The sequence below is a fragment of the Actinomycetota bacterium genome, assembly GCA_005774595.1.
Taxonomy (GTDB): Bacteria; Actinomycetota; Coriobacteriia; order Anaerosomatales; family D1FN1-002; genus D1FN1-002.
Genome location: VAUM01000441.1, coordinates 1 through 1,315, shown reverse-complemented (window position 1 = coordinate 1,315; position 1,315 = coordinate 1). Strand labels below are relative to the sequence as shown.

Annotated in this window: 1 protein-coding gene; it reads left to right on the top strand. The window is 69.7% G+C overall.

Features of this window, described 5'->3' with window-relative positions:
* Positions 1-1,315: Asp-tRNA(Asn)/Glu-tRNA(Gln) amidotransferase subunit GatB (gene gatB, locus FDZ70_10810; GenBank protein ID TLM65783.1), on the top strand; the 1,315-nt coding region annotated here is incomplete at both ends.

The window sequence follows — 1,315 nt, the reverse complement described above, 5'->3', positions numbered from 1 at the left end:
GATCCACACCGAGCTGACCGCCAGCCGCACGAAGATGTTCTGTGGCTGCGAGGTGGCGTTCGGCGGCGAGCCGAACACGCGCACCTGCCCGGTCTGCCTCGGCCTACCGGGCGCGCTGCCGGTGCCGAACGAGCGCGCCGTGGAGATGACCGTGCTCGCGGGCCTTGCGGTCAACTGCGAGATCGCCCGGTGGAGCCAGTTCCACCGCAAGCAGTACTTCTATCCCGACATGCCCAAGGACTACCAGATCTCCCAGTACGACCTGCCGTTCTGCGGCCCGGGCCACATCGACGTGGACGTGGACGCCCGCAACGCGGGCCAGCGCGTGGACCTCGGCGCGCCGGACGGGCCGGTCCCTGGCGGCGACGGCGGGTACACGACGCGCATCGGCATCACCCGCATCCACCTCGAGGAGGACACCGGCAAGATGGTGCACGTCGGCGGCGCGGAAGGCCGGCTCGGCGGTGCCACGGAGTCGCTCGTCGACTTCAACCGCGCGGGCACGCCGCTCATGGAGCTCGTCACCGAGCCCGACATCCGTACGCCGGAGGAGGCGAGGCGTTTCGCGCAGAAGCTGCGGCTCGTCTTCCTTTCGCTCGGTGTCTCGGACTGCAACATGGAGGAAGGCTCCATGCGGGTGGACGCCAACGTGTCCATCCGCAGGCGCGGCGAGACCGGCCTCGGCACGAAGTCCGAGGTCAAGAACATGAACTCGTTCAAGTCGCTCCACGACGCGCTCGTGTTCGAGATCGTCCGGCAGGCCGAGGAGATCGAGCGTGGCGGACGCGTGGTGCAGGAGACGCGCCACTGGGACGCGGGTGCGAAGCGCACGAGCGCGCTGCGCTCCAAGGAGGAGGCGCACGACTACCGCTACTTCCCCGAGCCCGACATGGTGCCGTTCACGTTCGACGACGCGTACATCGAGCGGGTCTGCGGGATGCTGCCCGAGTTGCCCGACGCGCGCCGCGACCGCTTCGCCGCCGACTACGCGATCGCCCGTCACGACGCGGCGCTGCTGGCCGAGGACGCGGAACTGGCGGAGTTCTTCGAGGCGGCGGTCACCATCGCGGGCACCGGGCGCGCCCGGGCGGTGGCCAACGTCATGAACAACGACCTCGCCGCGCACCTGAACGCCGAGGGCGTCACCGTGGCCGCCTCCAAGTTGGTGCCCTCGATGGTTGCTGAGCTCGTCGCGCTGGTCGAGGACGGGACGATCTCCTCGAAGCAGGCCAAGGACGTCTTCGCCGAGATGGCGTCGACGGGCGACGCGCCCGGCGCGATCGTCGAGATCAGGGGGATGCGGCAGGTCTCGGAC